The organism is Halobacteriovorax sp., from assembly GCF_048381875.1.
GTDB classification, from domain to species: domain Bacteria; phylum Bdellovibrionota; class Bacteriovoracia; order Bacteriovoracales; family Bacteriovoracaceae; genus Halobacteriovorax_A; species Halobacteriovorax_A vibrionivorans.
Map to the genome: position 1 here is coordinate 329,300 of NZ_JBLXBP010000003.1, position 23,718 is coordinate 353,017.

The 23,718-nt window shown below is 36.5% G+C and carries 23 protein-coding genes; 20 read left to right on the plus strand and 3 right to left on the minus strand.

Annotation, left to right across the window (positions count from 1 at the left end):
• Window positions 1-35: 35 nt before the first annotated feature.
• From ACN5L8_RS10050 to ACN5L8_RS10125, 16 genes are all read left to right on the plus strand, one after another.
• The gene (locus ACN5L8_RS10050; RefSeq protein ID WP_419172959.1) at window positions 36-1,556 is read left to right on the plus strand and encodes a sigma-54-dependent transcriptional regulator; all 1,521 of its coding nucleotides are present in this window, start codon (window positions 36-38) and stop codon (window positions 1,554-1,556) included.
• 237 nt (window positions 1,557-1,793) lie between these two features.
• The gene (locus ACN5L8_RS10055; protein WP_419172960.1) at window positions 1,794-4,472 is read left to right on the plus strand and encodes a tetratricopeptide repeat protein; all 2,679 of its coding nucleotides are present in this window, start codon (window positions 1,794-1,796) and stop codon (window positions 4,470-4,472) included.
• A gap of 39 nt (window positions 4,473-4,511) precedes the next feature.
• On the plus strand, window positions 4,512-5,444 hold the full coding sequence (locus tag ACN5L8_RS10060; protein WP_114705585.1) for a sigma-54-dependent transcriptional regulator: 933 nt from the start codon (window positions 4,512-4,514) through the stop codon (window positions 5,442-5,444).
• An 8-nt stretch (window positions 5,445-5,452) separates the two neighbouring features.
• Window positions 5,453-5,860 (plus strand): flagellar basal body rod protein FlgB, encoded by a 408-nt coding sequence (flgB, locus tag ACN5L8_RS10065; RefSeq protein WP_114705584.1) that lies wholly within the window; start codon window positions 5,453-5,455, stop codon window positions 5,858-5,860.
• Window positions 5,861-5,869: 9 nt separating this feature from the next.
• The gene (gene flgC / locus ACN5L8_RS10070) at window positions 5,870-6,313 is read left to right on the plus strand and encodes a flagellar basal body rod protein FlgC (protein ID WP_114705583.1); all 444 of its coding nucleotides are present in this window, start codon (window positions 5,870-5,872) and stop codon (window positions 6,311-6,313) included.
• A 16-nt stretch (window positions 6,314-6,329) separates the two neighbouring features.
• The gene (gene fliE / locus ACN5L8_RS10075) at window positions 6,330-6,704 is read left to right on the plus strand and encodes a flagellar hook-basal body complex protein FliE (RefSeq protein ID WP_199506601.1); all 375 of its coding nucleotides are present in this window, start codon (window positions 6,330-6,332) and stop codon (window positions 6,702-6,704) included.
• Between the two features lie 65 nt (window positions 6,705-6,769).
• Entirely contained in the window at window positions 6,770-8,431 is a 1,662-nt protein-coding gene (gene fliF, locus ACN5L8_RS10080) for a flagellar basal-body MS-ring/collar protein FliF (protein WP_114705582.1), read from the plus strand.
• Between the two features lie 50 nt (window positions 8,432-8,481).
• Window positions 8,482-9,513, plus strand: a complete 1,032-nt coding sequence (gene fliG / locus ACN5L8_RS10085) for a flagellar motor switch protein FliG (RefSeq protein ID WP_114705581.1) — start codon at window positions 8,482-8,484, stop codon at window positions 9,511-9,513.
• Window positions 9,514-9,540: 27 nt separating this feature from the next.
• Window positions 9,541-10,356 carry a FliH/SctL family protein gene (locus ACN5L8_RS10090; protein ID WP_114705580.1) on the plus strand — a complete coding sequence of 272 codons (816 nt, stop codon included), beginning with the start codon at window positions 9,541-9,543 and terminating at the stop codon, window positions 10,354-10,356.
• A complete protein-coding gene (locus ACN5L8_RS10095; protein ID WP_114705579.1) occupies window positions 10,343-11,719 on the plus strand; it encodes a FliI/YscN family ATPase in 1,377 nt (458 codons plus the stop codon). Before ACN5L8_RS10090 ends, ACN5L8_RS10095 begins: the two co-directional genes overlap by 14 nt.
• 4 nt (window positions 11,720-11,723) lie before the next feature.
• Window positions 11,724-12,182, plus strand: coding sequence for a flagellar FliJ family protein (locus ACN5L8_RS10100; RefSeq protein ID WP_114705578.1), 459 nt, complete (start codon window positions 11,724-11,726; stop codon window positions 12,180-12,182).
• The gene (locus ACN5L8_RS10105; RefSeq protein WP_114705577.1) at window positions 12,183-12,713 is read left to right on the plus strand and encodes a MotE family protein; all 531 of its coding nucleotides are present in this window, start codon (window positions 12,183-12,185) and stop codon (window positions 12,711-12,713) included.
• 77 nt (window positions 12,714-12,790) lie between these two features.
• The gene (locus tag ACN5L8_RS10110; protein ID WP_120405374.1) at window positions 12,791-14,326 is read left to right on the plus strand and encodes a hypothetical protein; all 1,536 of its coding nucleotides are present in this window, start codon (window positions 12,791-12,793) and stop codon (window positions 14,324-14,326) included.
• The gene (locus tag ACN5L8_RS10115; protein WP_419172961.1) at window positions 14,326-15,195 is read left to right on the plus strand and encodes a flagellar hook assembly protein FlgD; all 870 of its coding nucleotides are present in this window, start codon (window positions 14,326-14,328) and stop codon (window positions 15,193-15,195) included. Before ACN5L8_RS10110 ends, ACN5L8_RS10115 begins: the two co-directional genes overlap by 1 nt.
• Before the next feature lie 10 nt (window positions 15,196-15,205).
• On the plus strand, window positions 15,206-15,670 hold the full coding sequence (locus tag ACN5L8_RS10120; protein WP_114705574.1) for a TIGR02530 family flagellar biosynthesis protein: 465 nt from the start codon (window positions 15,206-15,208) through the stop codon (window positions 15,668-15,670).
• A gap of 131 nt (window positions 15,671-15,801) precedes the next feature.
• Complete coding sequence (locus ACN5L8_RS10125; RefSeq protein WP_419172962.1) at window positions 15,802-17,082, plus strand: flagellar hook protein FlgE; 1,281 nt, start codon at window positions 15,802-15,804, stop codon at window positions 17,080-17,082.
• Between the two features lie 74 nt (window positions 17,083-17,156).
• Here the strand turns inward: ACN5L8_RS10125 and ACN5L8_RS10130 are convergent, their stop codons facing one another.
• Window positions 17,157-17,498, minus strand: a complete 342-nt coding sequence (locus ACN5L8_RS10130; RefSeq protein ID WP_334678027.1) for a hypothetical protein — start codon at window positions 17,496-17,498, stop codon at window positions 17,157-17,159.
• Window positions 17,499-17,594: 96 nt separating this feature from the next.
• Window positions 17,595-18,029 (minus strand): hypothetical protein, encoded by a 435-nt coding sequence (locus tag ACN5L8_RS10135; RefSeq protein WP_114705571.1) that lies wholly within the window; start codon window positions 18,027-18,029, stop codon window positions 17,595-17,597.
• Window positions 18,030-18,149: 120 nt separating this feature from the next.
• On the opposite strand from ACN5L8_RS10135, the gene ACN5L8_RS10140 reads away from it, so the two are divergent.
• On the plus strand, window positions 18,150-19,316 hold the full coding sequence (locus tag ACN5L8_RS10140; RefSeq protein WP_114705570.1) for a thiolase family protein: 1,167 nt from the start codon (window positions 18,150-18,152) through the stop codon (window positions 19,314-19,316).
• A gap of 44 nt (window positions 19,317-19,360) precedes the next feature.
• Window positions 19,361-20,419 (plus strand): Crp/Fnr family transcriptional regulator, encoded by a 1,059-nt coding sequence (locus ACN5L8_RS10145; protein WP_419172963.1) that lies wholly within the window; start codon window positions 19,361-19,363, stop codon window positions 20,417-20,419.
• Between the two features lie 2 nt (window positions 20,420-20,421).
• Here ACN5L8_RS10145 and ACN5L8_RS10150 read toward each other — a convergent pair whose 3' ends face one another.
• Entirely contained in the window at window positions 20,422-21,969 is a 1,548-nt protein-coding gene (locus tag ACN5L8_RS10150; RefSeq protein ID WP_419172964.1) for a hypothetical protein, read from the minus strand.
• Window positions 21,970-22,137: 168 nt separating this feature from the next.
• Between ACN5L8_RS10150 and ACN5L8_RS10155 the strand changes: the two genes are divergently transcribed.
• Both ACN5L8_RS10155 and ACN5L8_RS10160 read left to right on the plus strand, forming a co-directional pair.
• Window positions 22,138-22,938, plus strand: coding sequence for a GYF domain-containing protein (locus ACN5L8_RS10155; RefSeq protein WP_419172965.1), 801 nt, complete (start codon window positions 22,138-22,140; stop codon window positions 22,936-22,938).
• Between the two features lie 6 nt (window positions 22,939-22,944).
• Window positions 22,945-23,679, plus strand: a complete 735-nt coding sequence (locus ACN5L8_RS10160) for an alpha/beta hydrolase (protein WP_419172966.1) — start codon at window positions 22,945-22,947, stop codon at window positions 23,677-23,679.
• The last annotated feature ends 39 nt before the right edge of the window (window positions 23,680-23,718 follow it).

The window sequence follows — 23,718 nt, forward strand, 5'->3', positions numbered from 1 at the left end:
AGAGGCAACAACACATGAAAAATGATTTTAATTTTTTGACTGATACATTCACGAACGAAGAGTCAGCAAATGAAGTAAAAATCGACCAATCACTAAAACCGGTCATTATTGTCGTAGAGGATGATCAAACTCTCTCTGCGATGATTACAAAATATCTTAGTAAAAAAATCAATCTTGAAGTCTTTAGCTTCAGCTCTCCAAATTCAGCAATAGAGCATATTACAGTAAACTCTGTAAATCGTTTCTGCTTGATTACGGATATAAGTTTTGAAGATAGTTCTTCAGATGGTTTATATCTGATAGACCTTCTCAAGGAGAGAGGACTGACATTTGCATCAATTGCAATGACAGGCTTCGCTTCTATTGAAACGGCCATTGCTGCAACTAAGAAGGGTGTATTTCATTATTTAACAAAGCCATTTGAACTAGAAGATCTTAAGGATCTTGTTGTGAAGGCACTGATGAATAAGCTTGAGTATCGTGAAAGCCTTGAGGTTAGTAATAATATTCAGCAAAAGAATGAAAAACGATCGCTAGGTAAACGCTATAAGTTAGAGATGCCAACTGAAGAAGATGTTTTCTGCGGTATGATTGGACGCTCTAAACCTATGCAAAAGATCTTTGAGCGTATTAAGAAGGTTGCAGCCTCAAACTCTACTGTCTTAATTGGTGGTCCTTCTGGTACTGGGAAGGAGCTTGTTGCACGGGCCATTCACCAATGCTCTAAACGCCAGTCTAAGAAGATTGTTAACGTTAATTGTGGGGCCATTCCTGGTGAGCTTCTTGAAAGTGAGTTATTTGGCCACGAAAAGGGAGCATTTACAGGTGCAGTTTCAAGTCGAATGGGACGTTTTGAAGCGGCCAATGAAGGCTCAATTTTCTTAGATGAAATTGGAGATATGCCACTCCTTTTACAAGTTAAATTATTAAGAGTTTTACAACAAAGAGAAATTGAACGTGTTGGATCTACTGTAACGACTCCTGTGGACGTTCGTATTATTACAGCGACACACAGAGACCTTGAAGATTCTGTACAGCAAGGTAACTTCAGAGAAGACCTTTATTACCGTTTAAATGTAATTCCTATAAAGATTCCAGCTCTTAAAGATAGAAGAGAAGATATCCCATTATTAATTTCTTATTTCTTATCTCGCTTTGTAAGTGCAGATGGGAGAAATGATATTGAGCTCGATGATGAGACATTTGAAATTCTTATGTCTTATGAATGGCCAGGAAACGTAAGAGAGCTAGAAAACCTTATTGAGCGTTTAGTAATCTTAAGAGGTGGAAATAAAATACGTCCACAAGACTTACCTCCTAAGATCCTTGCATTAACAAACCGTAGTGCAATAGATACAGAAGATCTTGTTAATCTTCCTGATAATGGACTTAATCTTAAAGACTTCATGAGTGAAGTAGAAGAGTCCTTAATTCGTCAGGCCCTTACAAAGACTAATGGGAATAAGAATCAAGCATCTAAACTTCTTCAGATGAATCGAACGACATTAATCGAAAAAATGAAGAAGCGAAATTTAGATTTTTCAATTCAACAATAAATCACATTGTTTCAATGCCAAATTGACACCAATACTTTAGCCGACTTTCATAGTCGGCTTTTTAAATCACTGATTATCTGTCATGACATTACTTTGACACGGAAAAATTGTCCCATGAGAAAAATTTTCCTTTGAAATAACTCAAAATATAGTAAAATAGGTTAGGGCATGCTTCAGGAAGAAGAAATTGCCAAATAATTGACGTTATTAAATTTGAAACAGGAAGTTTCTACCATCATGAAGAAAGATTTTAATTTCAAAAATTTCTTATCTTTTATAGCACTCTTTTTTAGTGTTGCTATCCTTAGTACAGCTTCCGCAAATGTTGTTACACCTGAAATTCATAATGATTTTCTAAGAGTTAAGTTCTTTCTAGATAAGACGCTTGTAAACGTAACTAAGTCTAGTACTGAAGTATCGTTTTCAACTCTTGATGGAGATGTCTATACGCAAGTAAGAGAAGGGCTTAAGAACTTTTCTTCTTCTAAGTATATAAAGAGAGTTTCTTACACAGAGCCAACTTCTGGAAATAATGTTTTTACAATTACTCTCTCTTTAAAGAAGAATGTTGAAGTTTTCTCTTTTTATAAAAATCGTGATCGTGCTTACTACGTAGACTTTTGGAAAGATGGCCAAGTTAGTAATAAACAAGCTGCCATAAAGACACTTCCTAAACTAGTAAAAAGAGATACTAATGAAGCGAAGTTATCGACACCAAAGTTCGTTAAGAAGGCTTCAACACAGGTAAAGAAAAAGCCTAAGAAGAAAGTAAGAAAGAAAATTGTTAAGAAGGCCCCTAAGAAAGAAAAAGAATATAAAGACTTCAGATACGGAGCTTCTTTCATTTGGAATTATGAGCCTTTAGCTCCAAAGTTAAAAAATCAAATTAGACTCGATAGAAAAACTGCAGAATACTTCTTTCCAATCAAGAACTTTGATTATGAAAAAAATGATTCTCAGGCCCATATGCAACTTACTTTGAACTTGTACAGAAAAGCAAAATGGGGATTGATGTATAAATCAATTAAGCTTTACGAGAAGAAGTTTCCAAATAATTACAATGCCTACAATGATTATATGAAGGCAAATGCTCTATTACGTGAAACTTTAGAAAAAGGTGATCTAAAGCCTGTTGATACAGCTGTTTCAATGTATACGAATATTGTCGATCGTACTGATAATTATGAAATGAGAAAAGGTCTTTATAAGTATCTTGTTACTTTCTATCGTGAAAGAAAAGATTACGTAAAGGCTTTAAAATACGCTAAGCGCTTCTTTAGTGATGCAAAAGAAAACTTTGACTATGAAGAACTTGAGTATATGGGTGAGTTCATCTTAGCTTCTTTGGCCAATTTAAACCAAGTTGATAAAGTAAAAAACCTTATTAATGACAAAACTCTAATTAAGATAATCTCTAAACAAAAGCTTAAGGCTTATGAGATTTATACATACCTAAGACAAAATGATGAAGAAAAGGCCATTGAGGCTTTTGAATCATTTGAACAGTCTACTAAGGGAGAGTACTTAGGTTCTATTTACTACAACGCTGCTGAAGCATACTTTAGACAAGCAAATTATAGTAAAGCATTTAGAATTTATGACACGTTTATCTCTAAATATTCATTCATGAGCGAGTCAGCACAGGCAAGGTTACGTATGGCCTTGATTGCAGACCTTCAGGACCGCCCAAAAAATGAAGTCCTTGAGCTTTACAAGAATGCAATTAATCGAGCACAGAATCAAGATGTTAGTCTTGAGGCCCGTATTCGCTATGTTGGTCTTCGTACAATTAGAAAGAACAAGAGAAGTGAACAGGATAATGAAACGAGAGTATTCCTAGATAAGGGAACAGATAAGAAGCTTAACGCTAACTTAGAGAGGCTCTTATGGCAAACACGTCTTCGTAGCTACATCGTTGACGGCAAGTATGAGGAAGCTCTGACATTTCTTACAGCTCTTCCAGTTGCAGCAATGAAGATTAGTGAAAAGAAAGTATTTGAAGCAGATGGTGCCGAAATTGTGTACGGGATCATTAAATCAAACTTTGCTGAGGGAAAATTTGCTCGTGCAATCCGTGCTTGGGAGATCTATAAGAATACATATTTCAAAAAGATAGGTGCTGATCCAGAAATACAATTTATTATCGCAAAATCGTATATAAATCTTACACTCTGGGATGGATTTCAAAAAATGTATGAGAAAATGTTAGCGAGCAAAAAGGAAACTGCTCACACATTTCCACTATGGGTTCCACGCAAGGAAGTTAAGAAATTGGACTTATACAAGAACGAATTACAAATCCTAAGAAATTTGAAGTTAAAAAATTATGCATCTGTTGATCGTATAATTGCTAGTACTCAAAAATCATATCCAAACTTTGAAAAAATCACTTTCTATAAGGCCCTAGCTCACTACAAAAAGGGTGAGTATGCAAAGGCAGAAAAAGAATATGAAAAGTTTTATGCAAGCGGTGCAAATGCGAACACTATTGATGCAAAAGACTTAATCGACTCAATCGAGTTCTATCTTGAATCAATCTATGAAAGCAAGAAGTATGATAAGTACCTAAAGGTTTCACAGGCCCTTCTTAAAGATGCTAGTGAATTTCATGTTCCGGAAAGCGTTGCAAAAGGTCTAAGAGAGCAGGTTAATTATCAAAGAGTTGAAATTTTATTTAATAAGAATAGTAAGTGGGCAACAGCAGAAGCAGAAAGCTTTCTTACAGAGTTCGATAAGTCATTATATAAGAATCGCGTAAAGTTCTTATTAGGAAAGGAAAGCCTAAAGAAGAACAACTTCACACTTGGTGAGAAGCTTTTAAATGAGATCTTAAATGACAAAGATGCGAAGGAATATTTAAAAGAATTAGTTAGAAGTGAATTAACACTTATTAATTTAAAGAAACGTACACTTTAATTTTTGCCCACGGATCGGGCATGACAGACAGGAGGTCAAATGAATACGTTTACAGCAGAACTTTTTGGACAGGATCCTAAAATTGTTAAAGCTTTAAAAGTTGCAAACAATGTTGCTGTTACAAAAGCACCAGTGCTTATTGTAGGTGAGGCAGGTGTTGGAAAGAAGACTCTAGCGGGTTTCATTCACGAAAACTCGACAAGACAAGGTAAGCCATTTGTAACAGTTGATTGTTCAAATGAGTCAAACCAAGTAGAAAATGAAATCTTAGGTTACAGAGATCCAGAAACTGGACGTTTTATCAAAGGTGCATTTGAAAATGCTAATGGTGGAACAGTAGTTCTAGTAAACGTAGATGGTCTTGAAGATACATTTCAAAAGAAATTACACAAAATTCTAGGTGAATTACAAGATTACGAAATTGACGTAAGAATGGTTGCAACAACAACTAAGAATTTATCAAAGCTAGTAGGAGCAGGACGTTTCTACCGTGGTCTTTATACATTCATCTCGTCTAACTCAATCACTCTAACTCCACTAAGAGAAAGAGTTGGTGATCTTGAGTATATCGCAAGAAACATTATTAAGACGACTCTTGATGGTCAAGAAGTTTCAGTTCAAGAAGAAGCAATGAATAAGATTCTTTCTCACTACTGGACTCATAATGTTAAAGAACTTAAAGCAGTTCTTGAAAATGCTCTTGCAAACTTTGAAGGTGATGAAGTTTCAGCTGAGCATTTAGAAATCGGTGAGAAGAAAGCAGTTAATGTTATCTCTGAAGACGATTCAGAAGGAATCAGATTAATGTCTCTTAAAGAAGCTGAAAAGTTACTTATCAAGAAGGCACTTATTCATACTTCAGAAAACAGAACACAAGCTGCAAAGATTCTAGGTGTTTCAATTAGAACTCTTAGAAATAAAATCAATGAGTACCGTGGTGATGGTAACTCATACTTTGTTAACTTAAGATAAGGTGATTCATGAGGGTTGAGGACAAAACATTAAAAGCATTAGCATCTTCTTTGAATTTAAGACAGATCCGACATGAGATCTTAACTTCAAATATCGCTAACGCGGATACACCAGGTTATAAAGCAAAACGTGTAGACTTCGAAGAAGCACTACAAAGAGCTTTAGACGTTGATGGGAATCTTGAGATGTTGACCTCTGACGAGAAACACTTTGACGTTGGCAATGGTGGGTTTGATAATCTTCAACCTGAAATTTATGAAGATCCAAATGGAATCGTCTCTGAAGATGGAAATACTGTCGACAGAGACGCTGAAATGGCCAAAATGGCCGAAAATAAAATCTTATACGATGCATCTGTAAAGTTACTTAATAAGAAACTTGGGATGCTGAAATATACAATTAACTCTGAGAAGTAGGGGGAATAAATGGATTTATTAACCAGCCTAAAAATTAGTTCATCAGGAGTTGCTGCAAATAAGAAGCGCATGGCCGCGATTTCTTCAAATATTGCTAATGCTCAAACGACTAGAACTGCTGAAGGTGGCCCATATCGTAAGAAGGAAGTTGCTTTTGGTAGTGAGCCTGCACGCGATAGCTTTTCAGATGTACTAGAGGGTGAGCTTGAAGAGCAGGCCCAAGCAGTTCATGCAACAGAGGTTATCTCAAGTGATAGACCTCCAATTTTAAAGTATGAACCAAATCACCCAGATGCTAATGAGCAAGGGTATGTTGCCTATCCGAATATCAATGTGATGGAAGAGATGGCAGATATGATTTCAGCTTCAAGAAGTTATGAAGCTAATATTAATGTAATGAATACAACTAAGAGTATGGCGATGAAAGCGCTTGAAATTGGTAGTGGAAACTAGGAATAGGGGTTAAACCATGGCGATCAATAATATAACAACAATGAATGACGTCTTTAACTCACAGAAAATGCGTGATTGGACAAACCCAGCTGGTGGAGCAGAGAAGCCAGGTGGAGATTTTAAGCTAGAAGGATTTGATGAAATTGCAAAGGTTGCTCCTTCTGAAAAAAGTCAGAGTTTTTCTGAACTTCTTGCTAATCAAATCATGGATGTAAATAAACTACAAAAAGAAGCTAATACGGCAATTGAGAAATTAGTTAGTGGTGAAAGTAAGAATATCCACGAAACGATGCTGGCCGTAGAGAAAGCTGAAATTGCTTTTAAGACGATGAATCAAGTTCGAAGTAAAGTAATTGATGCATATAAAGAAGTAATGAGAATGCAAGTCTAGTTGATAACTAGTTAATGATCTCTTAATTTAGGATGAATTAAGAGCTTCAGGTGTCAGGAGGATACGTGAAAGATTTTTTCGACAAAATGCTAAGAAACTTCAAAGAGTTCTATGGTGAGCTCGATGCAGGAAAGAAGATCTCTCTCTTTGCTGTAACTGGAGTTATTCTAGTCTTCCTACTAGGTGTTGTCCTTTGGGCCACACATACAAATTATAAGGTACTTTATTCAGACTTAAATAAAGAGGATATGACAAAGGTTGAGGTCTTCTTAAGTCAAAATAATGTAGAAAAGAAAACATCAGCAGATGGAAGAACGGTTAGTATTCCTGAGGATATGATCGAAACTGTTCGTCTAAAAATGATGACTTCTGGTTTTTCATTCTCTGGTACAGTTGGTTACGAAGTCTTTGATAACCAATCGTTTGGTACAACTTCATTTGTTCAAAAAGTTAATAAGCAAAGAGCACTAGAAGGTGAGCTTATTAAAACAATTAAGCACCTTAGAGGTGTTAAAAGAGCTCGTGTTCACTTAAATATTCCAGAATCATCACCATTTGTATCTGAGAAGAAACCACCAAGTGCCTCTGTTGTACTTGAATTAAATCGTGGTGTTACTCTGACGGAACAAGAAATCAAGGGGATCTCTTCTCTTGTCGCTTCATCTGTTGAAGGGATGAGACCGACTGGTGTTGTAATCCTTGACCATAGAGGAAAGAAGCTATCTGAGAATATCGGAGATGCAATGACGGCAAATACAGCAAATCGTCTTGCTCTTGAGTCAAAACTTAATAGAAAGTATGAAGCCCAAATTGAGGATATCTTAACAAAAGTAGTTGGTGCCGGTAAGGTTATCGCTAAAGTGTCTGTTGATATGGATTTTACTGAAAGCGTATCAACACAAACAAGTTATGATTCTGAAAATAAGGCCGTTCTTTCTGAAGTAACAAATACACAGAATTTACAAGGTTCTCGTCCTTCTCCACAGGGGATTCCTGGAGCGAGATCAAACCTTCCAGGTGAACAGCCTCAACCAGGTGTTCCTGAAACAAGAAATGACGTGAAAAAAGAGTTAGCGACACGTAATTACAATGTACCTAAGAAGGTAACGCGTTCCAAATCGCCAACAGCAAGTGTTAGAAAAATTTCAGCTGCAGTTATGCTAGATGGAAAGAGAGTTACACAAACTGTTGATGGTAAGACTGTTACAAAGTATGAGCCGTGGTCAGAAGCAGATATTGCAAACTTTCAAGCAATCGTTGCTTCAACTCTAGGTATCGATGATCGTCGTGGAGATGTGATTACGATTAAGAATATGGAGTTCCAACAAGAAGATCTTGAAGCAATTGATGCTTTAATGCGTGAGCGTGAAAACAGAGAGCTAATCAAGAATATCTTTAAGTATCTTGCAATTGGTTTAACGATCTCTCTTTTCTTCTTCGTTGTTGTTAGACCATTTATTCAGTGGGTTACAGATAACGCAGTTGAAACAGTAGAGGACTTCTTACCAAGAACTCTTGAAGAATTAGAGAAGGTTCAAGCGAACCAAAAACTTCCAGGACTTGAGGATGCTCTTCCACAAATTGAAGAAAAGCTCAATCCTGAGAAGATTGAAGGAAATATGCTACGTGAAAAGATTATCTCACTTGTTGAGACTAATCCTGGAAAAGCAGCACAGATTGTACATGATATGATTCATGCACAGGAATCGGATAAGTCGATTGCTTAGTATGATGTTAATTAATAGGAAAAGAGCCCTTTAAGGAAGAGGAGAGAAAAGTGGCCGATCAATCATTAGACCCAGATGTAGAGTACTCGCTACTATCAGGACAAGACAAAGCAGCACTTCTGCTTAGTTCTCTTGGTGTAAGTACAACACAACTAATTTTCTCACATATGCGTGATAACGATGTAAAGCGTCTTATCAATGCAATGTCTAATGTTAAGAAAGCTCCTATTTGGATGATCAAGAGAGTTCTAGAGGAATTCTACTCAGAACTTAATGAAGAAAATGATCTACTATTCTCTGATAACTCTTCTCGTGACTTTATCGTAAATGCTCTTGGTGAAGATAGAGCAAAGCAACTACTTGGACAGATTATTGATGTTGGTGCAAATCAAACTCTTGAATCTCTTGAGCTAGTTGATACAAGAACACTTGCAAACTTCCTAATTAATGAGCATCCGCAAACGATTGCTCTTATTATCGCTCACTTATCGGCCGAGAGAAAGGTTGATGTTCTAAGACGTCTACCAGAAGGTCTACAGGCCGAGGTTGTATTAAGGGTTGCAAACCTAGACTTCGTTTCTCCTGAGCTTATTGCTCAACTTGATGATGTTCTTAAGACAGAACTTTCTACTCTTGGAACAATTGATACAAATCAACTTGGTGGTGTTGAGCCGATCGCAGATATGCTTAACCTTATGGATAAGAATTCTGAGAAGAATATCATGGGACGAGTTGAAGAAAAAGATCCAGAACTTGCTGAAGAGATTCGTAAGCTTATGTTCGTTTTCGAAGACCTTGTCTACGTTGATGATCGTGGTATACAGGCGCTTCTTAAAGAAGTTGATCAACAAAAACTTGTTATTGCACTTAAAACTGCACCAGAAGAAATACGTTCAAAGCTATTTAGAAATATGTCAAATCGTGCAGCAACTCTTCTACAAGAAGACCTTGATGCTCTTGGGCCAACAAAACTTTCAGATGTTGAAAAAGCTCAAGCAGAAATCGTACATAAATGTAAAGAACTTGAACAACAAGGAAAAGCGTTCATCTCTCGTGGTGGAGACGGCGACGCACTTGTTTAATAATAATTTAATTAGAATGGCGGCTTAATGACCACAGAAGTAAAAGACTATCAATTTCAATCATTTTCTCAGAAACCGATGAATTCGGAAGTTGAGGACTTTGAGTTCCAAGATTTTGAGGGAATGTCTGTTCGTGAGATCGAAGAGAAGCAAAAGGTCATTCGCGTTGAAAGACAGCAAGCAAGAGAGACAGGTTTCGACCTTAATCCTATTGTTCATGAAGCACGTGGTATTAGAGCGCAAGAAGATAGTGACTTTGAGCAGGCCGTTAGAGAAGAAGTTGAAAAACGTATTCAACAAGTAAAAGAAGAAGCATATAGAGAAGGACTTGAGCTAGGAAAGGAAGAAGGTCGCAAAGAAGTAAGAGAAGAATTATCAGCTAGTGCTGAAGAAAAAATCTTACTTTTAAATGATATGGTTTCTGAAGTTTTAAGTTCTCGAATTAAGTTACTATCTGCCCAAAAGATGCAAACTTATAATCTATTAAGAACAATTGCAAAATGGGTTGTTTTAAAAGAACTCAAGGATGATGGAGAATATATTGTCCGTTTACTTGAGAAGCTTATTGTCGAGGCCCAAACTAGAGATAACCTACTTATACGTGTTAATGAAAAACACTTTGAGCAAATGCCTGAGGTATTAGAAGTTGTTCAGGAAAAAGTAGGAGAGCTTAAAAATGCCCGTGTTGAAATTGACTTTGATATTGAAGCACCGGGGATCATTGTCGAGTCTTCTAATGGAATTGTTAATGGAAGTCTCAAAACTCAATTAGAGAGTCTTGATAAGTTGTTTGAAGCCGTAGGGCTTGCAAGCGAAGAGGTTGACTCAGATGAATCAGAATAGTCCATTTGAATCGTTAGATTTAGAGGCCATTCACAAGGCCTATGAATATGCCACACCTTACCAAAAGGTAGGGAAGGTTTGTGCATCAAAAGGTATGCTATACGAAGTGAACCTTTCTCGTGCTGTTATTGGTTCTAATGTCGAATTCGTAACAGAGTTTGGTGATCGTTGTTTAGGAGAAGTTGTCTCTATTGATGGGCCAAAGTGTCTAACAATGCCTTATTCTGAAATCTCAGGTATCAATTCTGAAACAAAAGTATTTTTAAAAGAGCTTGTGACAAAAGTAAATGTCGGCGAGCAATATCTTGGTCGCGTTATTGATTTTCAAGGAAATCCAATTGACGGGAAAGGGCCAATTAAGAAATCAAATGAAGTAAGGTCAATCTTTGGGAAACCAATAAATCCGTTAGAGAGGCCACCTATTAGTCAAGTTCTTGATACTGGTGTTAATGCAATTAATGCATTTATGACAGCTGGAAAAGGACAACGCCTTGCCATTATGGCCGGTTCAGGTGTTGGTAAGTCTGTAACACTTGGTATGGTTGCACAAAAGTCTTCGGCCGATGTTAATGTCATTGCTCTAATTGGAGAACGTGGCCGTGAGGTACGTGAATTCATTGAACATGATTTAGGAGAGGAAGGTCTTAAAAAATCAATTGTTGTTGTTGCAACATCAGATACTTCAGCTCTTATACGTATGAAAGCTGCATATGTCGCTACAACATTTGCTGAATACTTTAGAGATCAGAATCAAGATGTACTATTAATGATGGATTCAATCACACGTTTTGCGATGGCTTCTCGTGAAATCTCTTTAAGTGCTGGAGATCCTCCAGGTCAGAAAGGTTATACTCCAACAGTATTTGCTCAATTACCAAAATTAATGGAGCGTGCGGGAACGAAAGCTAATGCAGGATCAATCACTGGTATTTATACGGTACTTGTTGAAGGTGGGGATATGGATGAGCCAATTGCTGATGCTGTTCGTGGTATTAGTGACGGACACATTATTCTCTCTCGAGAACTTGCCTCTAAGAACCAATTCCCGGCAATTGATGTTCTTCAATCATTATCAAGGGTAATGAATAAAGTTGTGACAAGTGAGCATCGAGTTGTTGCGGGGCATATGCGTGATCTAATGTCTGCATACCGTGATAATGAAGACCTTATTAATGTTGGTGCCTATGCTAGAGGTTCAAACCCTAAAGTGGATAAGGCAATGATCATAATTGAACAATTAAATGATCTACTTAAACAAATGCAAGGTGAGGATCATTATCAAACGATCGAAGAACTTTATGATTCGATGGTAGGTTTAGCTAAATACGCTGAAGAAGCCTATCAGTCAGATGATGAGGAATAAATAAATGCGTCGTAAGAAGTTTAAATTAGATGGACTATTAAAACTACGAGAGTTCAACGAGCAAAGAGTTAAGCTTGAACTAGGGCAGATTAATAGTGAAAAAGGAAGACTTCTTGAAAAGATTGCTAAATGTAAGCAGGATATTGAAGAAACCTATAAAGCTCAAGAAGCTTTTTTAGAAACATATACTCCTGGTAGAAATGCACAATTCTTCCCAATGTTTATTCAGTCAAAAAGAGAAGAAATTAAAGTGTTGGAAAACCAGCTTCACGCTGTTGATAGAGCTTACCAGGAAAAGATTAAAGAGCTATCAGTTGCAAAAGGTGAAGTTAAAGTTATTGATAATTTAAAACAAGACTTTGAAACAAAACAAAATAAAGAAATCGAAAAGAAACGCCAAGAGGCCATTGATGAATTAATGATGGCCAAAAGACACTCTAAGAAATTGGCCGGAGAACTATAAATGAAAGCATTATTACTAAGTACTTTATTAGTTTTTTCATTAAATACAAAAGCTGAAGATAAAAAGATCTACACTCAAGAAGAGTTCGATAAAGCTCTTGATGCAGCTATTGAAAAGAAAATGAAAAGAATTGGACGTGGTAAGCTCGTTGAGTTTTCTCAAGAACTTCTCAAAAAAGAACAGGATCTTGAACAAAGAGAAAAGGCCTTAAAGAATCAACAGAATCAAATCGCTGTTAATCAGAAGGAGCTTGAAGGGCGTATTCAAGAGTTTAAAAAATACCAAACAAACTTCTTATCTTGTCTTGATAAGAAAGACTCAGATGAGAGTAAGCGTGTTATTCATATGGTTGATGTTGTTTCAAATATGAGACCACAAACAGCAGCTGATCTATTGTCACAACAAGACCCATCGATTTCGATAAAGATTTTAGGTGAACTTGATCCAGTTAAGGTATCGAAAATCTTTAATATGATGGATAAAGAGATCTCGGCACGTCTTCAAAAGCAATACATGACCATGAAGAAGTAGGGTAAAACTTTCCTTGGTTAATTTTTTTCTAATTTTATGTAAAGATATTGCAAAGCGTTAATTGAGAAAGGAATATAATGCTTAAAAACTTACTAGGACAAAATTCACAGGTTAAGGCAAGCAAAGGAAAGGGTGCTAATGATGCAAACTCTCTGAAAGCGTCTAACTTATTGGATAAGTCAGGTAAGGGACTAACAGCACAAGAGAAAAAAGGGTTGAATAAGGAGTTCTCTAAACTTCTTAACGAGGGTCAACCTAGGGGAAAAAATAAAGGACAAAATAACTTTTTGGCCACGAATGTAGCAAAAGAAATTCGTCCTAATTTAAAAGATTCAAGTAAGGCCAATTTAGCTCAAAATGCTAAACAGGGCATAGAATCTGAATCACTTAATCAGCTTTCTAAAAAGGCTAATTCTGCTCTAAAATCAACACCAAAGTCTTTATTTTCTACTATAAGTAATCAGGCAAATGCTCCAAAAAGTGATATTGATAGCGTTCTTGATACTAAGAATATTGTTTCATTACAAAAGGCCAAAACTGTTTTAGCAAATCGCAAAACACAGGGAAGCCAGAAAGAAACATTACTGACAGATAAAGATTTACCTAGAGTTGCTTCAAAAGGGATCAAGTCTCAGGCTGAGCTTGGAACAAATACTAAGGCCGTCTTAGATGATATTTCAAAAACGGATTCATCTGTTAAAAATGATGTACTTTTAAGAATGCCAAATAAGAGCCTTGAAAAGGGAAAAGCATCAAAGCTTAACCTTAGTCATCAAACATCAGATGCATTTGTTGCAAACCGCTCTTTTGCTGGAAATAATCAAGTTAAGAATATGGCCAATAATATTGGCTTAAATAAGTTTTCAAAAGAAGCGAACCTTAAGAATGACTCATTAATCAAAGTAAAACCTGAAACAATGAAGTCTTCACAAAATTCTGTTTCTCTTGAGGATATTCTAGGCCAAGAAACACCAAAGTCTGAAAACCGCTCTAGTTCTCTTCAAAATAATCTAATAGGAGCACTTGGAGCAGATAATTCAGCTTCAAACTTTAAGGCCCAGATTAATCTTGCAAAAGCTCCAGAGGTCCTTGATTTATCAGCAGTAACAAACTCTGATCAAATTATTCAAGAAGTGACAAATTACATTGAAATGAATCGCATTGAAAATGGAAAGTCTCTTCAAATGTTAGTTAAGCATGATCAATTAGGTCACTTTAATATTACAGCAAATAAAGAGATGAATGGAATGGTTGCCCTAAATATTGAAGCGCAATCAGTAGAAGCAAAAGAGTTCTTTAAAGAGAATGAAGTAAAGCTTCTTAAAAACCTAGATATGAAAGGTATCCGTGTTGCAGATTTTAAAATTCAAACAGCAACATCAGGACAAATGAGTGACACAGCTTCACAATCTGATTCTTTCAATAAAGAGAAAAAAGACTCTGAAAGAAGATTTGACGCACAAGCGGACAAAATCTCCACTTTAGAAAATAGTGGAAATGAGTTTGATTCTGCGAGACAATTAGATAGTGAAGATTCTTTAACATTTGATAAGAATGCTAGAGAGCGCCGTCAACAAAGATGGCAAGAATATAGTCAACGAATAGGTGCATAATGCCAGAAATTGGAAAACCACAACAGAGAAATTCATTTTCACAGGTGCGAATGGCCCCACGCCAGACTTCTGGTAATACAAATGCCAACGCAAATGTAGGTGAGCGTCTTAACCGCATAGCGGGAAATGATGTTGGTGAACAAAAATTCGTTGATGCAAAAGAACACAATAAAATGGGACAAGAAGGTTTCCTAAAACTTCTTTCACATCAGTTAACACATCAAGATCCGATGAAGCCGATGGATCAAAAACAACTTTCAGCTGACCTTGCACAATTCTCTCAATTAGAGCAGATGACAAATATGAATCAAAAGCTTGATAATATGGGTAAGAATGACCCACAGGAGCTAAAGTTTTTTGGTGCAAGTTTTCTTGGTAAAGAAGTTTTAACAAGAGGTTCTTCTGTTAGTTATGATGGGCAGTCTTTTTCAAAAGATATTCCTTTTTTTATCGACAAAGAAGCAAAGAATGTAATCGTAAATATTTACGATAAAAATAAACAACTCATTGGAAAAGTTGAAGCTGAAAATCTTGGAAGAGGACAACACACTCTTGCATGGAATGGCCGTCAACTTGATAATACCAGAGCAGCTAAAGGCGACTATCGTCTTGAAGTTTGGGCCTTTGATAAGGACATGAATAAATTTAAAGCTGAAACTAAATCGACTGGTATTGTAAACGGTGTTGATTTTGAAAATGGTGAGACTGTTTTTACATTACAAAATGGAAATAAAGTTTTTCTTCGTGACGTAGATAGCTTTAAGCTCCCTAATAATGGGCAGCTTGGTAAAAGTGGTACAAGTTCTGCCGCGTTGCAAAAACAAATGTTAAAAAATTATAATAATATTAACGAATCCACTAACCAATAATTGGAAATAAATGGGAACTAAAGATATTTCAAATTTTCATATTCCAAATGTAAGCCAGGTCCCTGGTTCGAAGAAAGTTGATCTTCGTAACCGTCTTGGTAATGTTGGTGGAAACGAAGCGGCTCAATCTGAGTTTAAGAACTTATTAAACGATCAGATCTCAAACGAAAAGATTAATAGGGCCCACCAAATTGATCAGCTTGCACAAACTCAAGCTGAACATGGAATCAAGTTATCTACTCATGCAGCCAAGAGACTACAAGAGAGAAATATTCACGTTGATTCAAATGAATTTTTTAAGCTAAAGGATGCTTTCCAGAAACTTCAAAGTAAGGGTGGAAAAGATTCTTTAGTGATTACAGATAAAGCAGCTTATATCGTTGACGTACCAGGCAAGAAGGTTGTTACGGCCATCGATAAAGGAAGTATAGAGAGTAACGTTTTTACAAAAATTGATTCGACTGTATTGGTTTAAGATTTAATTAGCTGGTCCTAACGGAAGCTTAGTGTTTGCCTGTCGTTGTAAGCACATCAAAAAATCTTCACTCCATTTAGTCGTCTTAAGATCTAAACATTTAGATTTTGTTTTTAGTCTAGGAGGGACGAATGAGTATTTTACGATCTTTTAACATTGGTGTATCTGGTTTAAGCGCTTCAGGAGCGGGAATGAACGTTGTTTCAGATAACATTTCAAACGCTGGAACAAATGGTTTCAAAGCTTCACGTGCAGAATTCCAAGATGTACTTGCCGTTTCTCTTAAAGGTATTGAGGGTGGTGACCAATTTGGTGCTGGTACAAAACTAGCTCACATTAAGCCAATGATGACTCAAGGTGATGTTGCAAGAACTGAGTCAATTACTGACCTTGCAATTCAAGGTGATGGTTTCTTTAAAGTTAAAGCTCCATTTGGAAATGGGTTTACAAGAGATGGATCAATGCACTTTAACAAAGACGGTGAGCTTGTTAATAGTGATGGTTATAAAGTTCTTGGTTTCAAATCTAATGAAGATGGTGTTCTAACGAACAAAGAAGGTGAGATCAAGCTTGGAAATACAACGATCCCAGCTCAAGCAACAGAGAAGGTTAAGCTTTCAATGAACCTAGACTCAAGAGCTTCAGTAAAAGAATTCGATCCAAATAATCCAGAAGAAACTTCAAACTTTTCTTCTTCAATTACAGTATACGATAATGTAGGTACAGCTCGTCTTGTAACTGCATACTATAATAAAACAGCAGATAACAACTGGACATATAGAATTATGGCAGACGGTGCGGATGCTCAAGGTGGTCAAGCTGGTACAATGGTACAAATGGCAGAAGGTCAACTTGTATTCAATGATAAAGGACAATTACAAGAAGAAATCGAAACATCTAACTCTTTCAACTTTAATAAAGGTGCAAGACAAGATCAGAAAATTTCATTTTCATGGGGGGAATCAATCGCTGAAGGTGGAGATGGTACAGATGCTTCTACTCAGTATGGTTCTGGTTCAGCTGTTGCAAGACACACTCAAGATGGTGCTTCAGCGGCAACTCTTGGATCTCTATCATTCAACGATGATGGTATCCTTACAGCAGTTTATGATAATGGTGAAACAAGAGATATTGCTCAAATCGCTATTGCAAAATTTGATAATAATGAAGGTCTTTTCAAAATGGGGAAAAACCTTTTCAAAGAATCTAAAAACTCTGGTCAACCAGCAATGGGGAAACCAGGTGAAGCGGGACGTGGTCAAGTTCTTTCAAAGTCGATTGAGCTTTCAAACGTTGATATCGCAAGTGAATTCGTTAATTTAATGACTTCTCAAAGAAACTTCCAAGCTAATGCGAAGACGATCTCAACTGCAGACAAAATGATGCAAGAGATCTTCAGAATCAAAGGCTAATAATACTCAAAATACTTCCTAATGCTAAGAAAAGAAAGGCCCTCGATTGAGGGCCTTTTTTTATTTGCGAATAATTAGTTTCTACGATGGCGTCTTTCTTTAAAGACATGTGCACGACAACTTGCATGCATGATATTTGGATGATTCCTAGGCCCTGAGAATCGTTGAAAATCAAAGCTTGGAACTTCACATCCGAACTGACACTTATAATTGAATACTCTTTGAAATCCATTCGTGTATGTAATTGTGTACTGATAGTCGATAACAGACATACGTCTATGTGAATCGTTATAAATCTCACAATTTACAAATGGTCCCCAATTAATTTGTCCATCAATTACGCGATGGCGCTCTTCTTGGGCCCAGATTTTTTGTGTGAGAAAAAGTAGTAGTGCTAGGCAAAGTAGCTTTTTCATAAAAGTCCCTCTTTATTCAAAATAACTTATATAAAAATGCTAGGAGAGTTTTAAAACTATGGCAAGTAAACCTGAGTTAACTCTATGACGCATACCTTACTGATTAAGAAGTCGATCGGCCTTGATTGTTAGACCAACGTTTTCTCTTGTCACCTTGCAGTATATTTTTGTGCCTTTAAATTGCTCTTCTTTCCACATGTCTTGGTAGTCATTCCATTCACTATCTGCAAAGAATTGGTCAAAGAATGCACCGATAGAATCCACAAGGCCTTCTAGTAGCTTTGTATGATCTGCGTCATCAGCTAGATCCATCGACGCAAAATATGTTGTTGCAGGTGCCGCTTCATTTGTAGCATCAACAAGGGAAGCGATAACAAGAACTTCACCTTTGTATAATTGGCCATATATTTCAAAAACCTTACTGGCGTCGACTAACTCATTGCGATATGTATCCTGAAGAAGTTCAAGTACTGAATCTGCCCATTCATTTGGTAGATCAATTAAAAACGGCCCATTTGTTCTTGAAAGCATTCGTATATCCTTTGAGTAGGGTGCTAATAAGTATTAAATCAATAGAAGATAATTAACAACGCACTATTTGTGTGTCAATATATCTGGACTTTAAATAAGATTAAATCAAAGGAGACAATAATGAGTGTTTATATCCTTTCTGGAGCAAGAACTCCAAGTGGAAGCTTTTTAAGTTCGCTAGCACAAGTAAAAGCGACTCAGCTAGGTGCAACTGCAATTGAATCAGCAGTTGAGAAAGCTGGTATCGCAAAAGATAAAGTTGATGAAGTATTTATGGGTAACGTTGTTCAGGCCGGTGTGGGTCAAGCTCCTGCTCGCCAAGCTGCTATTTTTGCAGGACTAAGTGAAGCAACTCCATGTACGACAATTAATAAAGTATGCGGATCTGGAATGAAGACAATCATCTCTGGTGCTCAGTCAATTATGACAGGTGATAACCAAGTTGTTGTTGCTGGTGGTATGGAAAATATGTCACAAGCTCCTCACTTATTAATGAATTCTAGAACTGGTGTTGCAAAGTTTGGTGCTGCAGAAGTTAAAGATGCTATGCAGTGGGATGGACTTTGGGATGTTTACTCTGACCAACCAATGGGAAGTTGTGCTGAAGAGTGTACAGAAAAGTATAACCTTTCAAGAGAAGCTCAAGATGCTTACTCAATTGAATCTTTTAAAAGAGCACAAGCTGCAATCGAAGCTGGAATCTTTAAAGATGAGATCGCTCCAGTAACAATTAAGGGCCGTAAAGGTGATACTGTTGTTTCTGAAGATGAAGGGCCATTTAAAGCAAAATTCGATAAGATTCCTGCTCTTAGGCCAGCATTCAAAAAAGATGGAACAATCACTGCTGCTAATGCTTCAACAATCAATGATGGAGCTGCCGCTGTTGTTCTTGCTGGTGAAGAATATAAGGACCAAGCTGATTTTAAAATCGTAGGTTGGGCATCACACGCTCAAGCACCAACTTGGTTTACAACTGCTCCAATTGAAGCAATGAAGAAGAATCTTGAAAAAACTGGATTAAATATCTCTGATATTGATGTATTTGAAATCAATGAAGCATTTGCTGCAGTTCCAATGGCCGCAATGGAAGAGCTGAAGATTCCACACGACAAACTTAATATTTATGGTTCAGGTGTTTCTCTTGGACACCCAATTGGAACTTCTGGAACACGTATTGTTGTGACACTTATGACAGCAATGAAAAATAAAGATGCAAAATACGGACTAGCTTCTATTTGCATTGGGGGCGGTGAAGCCTTATCATTAATACTAGAAAAAATTAAATAAATTTGCAGGACTTTCATGGTCCTGCTTTTTAAGTAGGACTATGGATGGCCCAAACGCAAAAGCAACATAAATCTGGTATCGTACGTTTCAAAGCAGGTGAAGTTCTCTTCAACCAAAACGATCCAGCAGACTCACTCTACATTATTCAAAAAGGTCAAATTAGACTCTATATCCCAAAGGGACAGGGTTTTGTTGAAATTGCCATTCTTCGCGCAGGTGAGGTTATTGGTGAGATGGCATACTTTGATGAAAAGGGTTCTCGTCGTAGTTGTTCTGCTGCTGCGATAGTACCTACAGATGTTGTTCGTGTAACCTTTGCAGCATTTGATAAAACAATGCAAGGCCTAAATCCTTGGTTTAAAACAATCGTTAATACTCTTGCTGATCGACTAAGAAAAACAAATGATCGTGTTAAGCAACTTGAAACCAACTCTGTCGGTTTTGGAAAAGATGGAAAAGTCGGTGAGTACGTTTTCTTTCATACAACTGATGTATTAAGAATTCTTGCGGGAATTTATCTTTCTTCTAAAGTACATGCACAAAAGGGTGAAGATGGTGCACATCGAATTCATATGAACTCTATTCGCTATTATCTCTTTGATATTTTTGGTGTAGCTGAGATTAAATTTGAAGAAATGATTGAGCTTCTTAAGCGTGAAGGGTTAATCATTATGGAAGCGGATAAAGATGGCCAAGAGAAGCTTGTAAAAATCCCGGATCTTGATTCATTTCGATTAATCGTTGCCTACGTTAACGGCGAAAAAGTAAAAACAGATGATAAGAAAACCAAGACGACTCGTAAGTGCAATATGATCCTTTCTCGTATGAAGGCCCAGCTTCTGGCAAAAGGTGTAACCAAAGGAAAGGCTTCGGTTAATTTAAGTGCTATTATTGATGAACTAAAAGAGGGGCAGGCCATTGTTAATTCAGGAGATTTAAAGCCTGCTATTGTATCAGGTATTGTGGAAGATATTTTGGTGGATGATCAAGGTAATATGACAAATATGGTAAATGTTGATTCACTTTTTAAGATACTTCCTGGTCTTGTTTTTCAAGATGCTTGGCAAAGAATTAATGAAGAGAAGTCTGGGAATAGTTACTAAAACTATTCTCCAGTTGGGTAGAAGTTAACTTCAACATTAGCACCATCACTATAAACTGCACTTCCGTAGAGTTTTAGGAAGTAACCCGATTTGATTACAGAAGGGTATGCTGGAGTTGTATCTGATTCAGAAACGACTCTAATATTAAAGTTTGAGAAGTATTGAGGCTCTGAACCATTCATCATAAGCTTCCAACCATTTGAGGAACTCTCTGAAATTGTACTTCCATTAATCTTTAATGATATCGAACCTAATTGTGGTTTTGCATCCAAGTGAACATAACCATAATATTTTTTAGGTTCTTCATGATAGTATTGAATAGACTCTGGCCAGGTTAGCCTTGCGCTACCATGAAGTTGCACCATGTGACCAGTTTGTGGTTCACCTGCCGTTGGAAAATAGCGTGTATCCTTATTTGTCATTACTCCACGATATGTGAATCCACTTCCTGATCCTGTATATTTTGGAATATTAACACCTGACTTTGTAAGAACAATAGTATCAGGATCAATTAATTGATTCGGATGAGCAATCTTAATAAAATTATACTTGTGGGCAATAATGGCATCATCAATTGCATTATTCACTGAGCTGAATAGTGATCTAAAGTTTGTGTTACAAATATTGACTTTATCGCCATTTGTTACTTGTGCAAAGTTAAAAGGATAATTTTCTGATAGGTTCGTATATGATGCTGATAGAACGGCTTCGCTCGCTGCTCTATATATCCAGTTCTTTTCACCATTTGAAATTTGTGGACATGAGGCACTTCCTGGTACATCTGCAGCTGTTATCGAAATTAGTCGCATCATTGTTGAATTTAATCTATAGCTTCCAACTCCAGAGCAACTTGCATTATAAGTTGAACCAGTCGAACCACTATGAAGTGAACCATCATAGTTTCCTCGCATGCAAAGAAGGTCATGAACCTTGCCTTTCATATAGTTACTGGCTACGTTCGATAGGCCGTTATTATTTCCAATTCCTACAGGATATCCCGTGGTGTTCCACTGACTACTGTCTTCATTGGACATAAGAATAATTAAAGTATAAGCGTCGTCTCTAAAAATACCATTTGATTGATTATTCTTTATAAGATTATTTACTCTTTGAAGCCCTGCTTCGACAGATCCAGCACCCATCGGGAACTGAGAGATTGCGCTCGCAGCGTAAGATTGTGATATTTTTTGTACACCACCACCCGGTGTAATCCCATCTTTAGAGAAAAAGTACGTGTTATCATTGACGCCTCCATTTGAAACAAGTGGTGCGAGCATGACATGATAATCGAATCTTTCAGAAATATTATTAACTACATTATTAAGTGCAGCTTTTGTGTTGTTATTAATGAATGAAGAACTAGATGTGTTATCCCATACAAAAAGTAAGTCTACAGGTGGTTGGATATAAGTGAAACTTGTTCCAACAGTACCACCATCTGTAACTGTATTTGGAGTGTTAAATCCATTAGAATTCTTTGGTGTTGCGAATTCTTCTTTTGCACATGAGGCCATTAAAATAAATGTTACAACCATTAATAACTTTTTCATCAGCTAACTTATCGGGTTTAGTTTAAGAAAACTTAAAGAAAATTTCGGCCTCTTTTACTTAAGTATTTAAAACTCTTAGATAGAGGGAAACGGCAATATTTGTCATGAATTTAGTTAATGATATCAAGAGGTTAAAATAGGAGAGTCTAACAATATGGAGAATTTTAAATGGCGCAATGGTATTACGTTGAAAAAGGTGAAAGAGTAGGTCCTGTTGAAAATAGCGAAATTGAAAACCTTTTCAATAGCGGAAAACTCAATGCTGAAAGCTATGTATGGACAAAGGGATACGATAATTGGAAGCATATCTCTGAAGCAGCAGAGCTAGGCTATCTTTTAAATGCCAAAGTTGAAGATACATTGCCTCCAGAGTTAGATATGCCTCCGGTCATTGATGATCAAAATGTTGTTCTCTATAGCTGGGAAGACCTTAAAGAAGATGAAAAGATTATCACAATTAAAATTGGTCAAGACCGCGGAGCTGATAAAGAAGTGGAATACGGGCCATTTAGTATAATCGATCTTCAAAGAGCGTACCAACAAAATCGCATTAATGAAAAAACTCTTGCTTATATTCCTGGTGAAAACGAATGGTCATTTATTGCAAATACACCTATTGCAAGAAAGGTTTTTGGAAAGGCTCCTCCTTTAATTACTGAAACGGATGATGAGAGAAGGGAAAACCGTCGCAAGCCATTTGTCGCTAGAATGTTTTTTCATGACTCTCAACAAGTTTTTGAAGGGGTTTGCCGTGATATCTCTGTTGGTGGAATGCAGGTCCTTGTATCAAATTTTCCTTTTAATGTAGGTGATGAAATAACTTTGAATGTACATCCCGAAAATTCAAATTATCACTTTGTTGCTTCAGGATTAGTTGTAAGGCACTTGAAAGATAATCAAGGCTTTGCTTTGAGATTTGTAAATCTCTCTAGTGAAGCTGAAGATTCGATTCAAAAGTATGTAGGCTAATCCTTTATGAAGAGTTCGATTTATATTCGAGAATATTACGCGACTACAGAGCCTCGTAATAATAAATCGAAAAAAAATATCATTCTCTTTCACGATATTGGTGGTGGCCATTATACTTTTGAAAATCTAATTCCATTAATGAATGATGAGGGAATTAATGTCGTTACATTCGATTATCTTGGACATGGCCTAAGTTCTGGTACACGTGGACATTTTGAAAGTATCGAGCAAATTAAAGGCTTCTTAACAGAATTACACACATCTAGTCAGATTGCTCAGTCTGAAGAAGTTTATACTTTATCAATTAATCAGGGTGCATTAGTGGCCTTGTATTATGCAACTTTATTTGAAAATGTTGCAGGAAATATATTTATCAATCCACGCTTAAGAGTTGAGTTAGATAAGAAATTTTCAACTGATTTATTTAAGAGCATACCGCTTCCAATTTCTAAACTTCAGCTGAATTTGCGCAAACAAAGTAGTGACTTAACAGCAAATGGATTTATTACAAAAAAGTCGTTAATCACGTTAAATAAGCTATTAAAGAAAGTACAATTAGACATTTACTTTATGAAATGTCGAAATCTTATTTTTAGCAGTGATCGAAATAGTATTATATTTGAGACATTAATGAGCGAATTCCACGATGAAGTGGAGGTTCCAGAGATGAATTCAATTAAAATGATAAAAAAACAAGACATTATTTTTAAAGAAACTTATAATTGGTTATATGAAAATTAAATTTTTAAATCTGATATTAATTGCTCTGCTTTTTTCATG

Bases quoted from the DNA above. Each gene is read 5' to 3' on its own strand.
- ACN5L8_RS10120 (WP_114705574.1), top strand. From the start codon at position 15,206: ATGGGAACTAAAGATATTTCAAATTTTCATATTCCAAATGTAAGCCAG.
- ACN5L8_RS10155 (WP_419172965.1), top strand. From the start codon at position 22,138: ATGGCGCAATGGTATTACGTTGAAAAAGGTGAAAGAGTAGGTCCTGTT.
- ACN5L8_RS10135 (WP_114705571.1), bottom strand. From the start codon at position 18,029: ATGCTTTCAAGAACAAATGGGCCGTTTTTAATTGATCTACCAAATGAA.
- flgB (WP_114705584.1), top strand. From the start codon at position 5,453: ATGAGGGTTGAGGACAAAACATTAAAAGCATTAGCATCTTCTTTGAAT.
- ACN5L8_RS10110 (WP_120405374.1), top strand. From the start codon at position 12,791: ATGCTTAAAAACTTACTAGGACAAAATTCACAGGTTAAGGCAAGCAAA.
- ACN5L8_RS10060 (WP_114705585.1), top strand. From the start codon at position 4,512: ATGAATACGTTTACAGCAGAACTTTTTGGACAGGATCCTAAAATTGTT.
- ACN5L8_RS10145 (WP_419172963.1), top strand. From the start codon at position 19,361: ATGGCCCAAACGCAAAAGCAACATAAATCTGGTATCGTACGTTTCAAA.
- ACN5L8_RS10055 (WP_419172960.1), top strand. From the start codon at position 1,794: ATGAAGAAAGATTTTAATTTCAAAAATTTCTTATCTTTTATAGCACTC.
- ACN5L8_RS10105 (WP_114705577.1), top strand. From the start codon at position 12,183: ATGAAAGCATTATTACTAAGTACTTTATTAGTTTTTTCATTAAATACA.
- ACN5L8_RS10100 (WP_114705578.1), top strand. From the start codon at position 11,724: ATGCGTCGTAAGAAGTTTAAATTAGATGGACTATTAAAACTACGAGAG.
- ACN5L8_RS10130 (WP_334678027.1), bottom strand. From the start codon at position 17,498: ATGAAAAAGCTACTTTGCCTAGCACTACTACTTTTTCTCACACAAAAA.
- ACN5L8_RS10150 (WP_419172964.1), bottom strand. From the start codon at position 21,969: ATGAAAAAGTTATTAATGGTTGTAACATTTATTTTAATGGCCTCATGT.
- ACN5L8_RS10095 (WP_114705579.1), top strand. From the start codon at position 10,343: ATGAATCAGAATAGTCCATTTGAATCGTTAGATTTAGAGGCCATTCAC.
- ACN5L8_RS10090 (WP_114705580.1), top strand. From the start codon at position 9,541: ATGACCACAGAAGTAAAAGACTATCAATTTCAATCATTTTCTCAGAAA.
- flgC (WP_114705583.1), top strand. From the start codon at position 5,870: ATGGATTTATTAACCAGCCTAAAAATTAGTTCATCAGGAGTTGCTGCA.
- ACN5L8_RS10115 (WP_419172961.1), top strand. From the start codon at position 14,326: ATGCCAGAAATTGGAAAACCACAACAGAGAAATTCATTTTCACAGGTG.
- ACN5L8_RS10125 (WP_419172962.1), top strand. From the start codon at position 15,802: ATGAGTATTTTACGATCTTTTAACATTGGTGTATCTGGTTTAAGCGCT.
- ACN5L8_RS10140 (WP_114705570.1), top strand. From the start codon at position 18,150: ATGAGTGTTTATATCCTTTCTGGAGCAAGAACTCCAAGTGGAAGCTTT.
- ACN5L8_RS10160 (WP_419172966.1), top strand. From the start codon at position 22,945: ATGAAGAGTTCGATTTATATTCGAGAATATTACGCGACTACAGAGCCT.
- fliE (WP_199506601.1), top strand. From the start codon at position 6,330: ATGGCGATCAATAATATAACAACAATGAATGACGTCTTTAACTCACAG.